General features: G+C 47.0%; 1 tRNA gene. It reads left to right on the forward strand.

Features of this window, described 5'->3' with window-relative positions:
* Positions 1–8: 8 nt before the first annotated feature.
* Positions 9–84: transfer RNA gene (locus JOY50_RS29435), tRNA-Ala, on the forward strand.
* Positions 85–236 lie beyond the last annotated feature (152 nt).

Here is a 236-nt window from a genome sequence, read left to right on the forward strand (position 1 = left end):
TAGAATACGGGGCCATAGCTCAGCTGGGAGAGCGCCTGCCTTGCACGCAGGAGGTCAGCGGTTCGATCCCGCTTGGCTCCACCACTTTCGCTGTACGCAGTCACTTGTCAGAACTTAGAAATGAACATTCGTTGATGAATGTTGATTTCTGACTTTTGTCAGATCGTTCTTTAAAAATTCGGATATGTGATAGAAATAGACTGAACACCAGTTTCACTGCTGGTGGATCAGGCTAA

Source organism: Pseudomonas sp. BP01 (genome assembly GCF_022760795.1).
Classification (GTDB): Bacteria; Pseudomonadota; Gammaproteobacteria; order Pseudomonadales; family Pseudomonadaceae; genus Aquipseudomonas; species Aquipseudomonas putida_Q.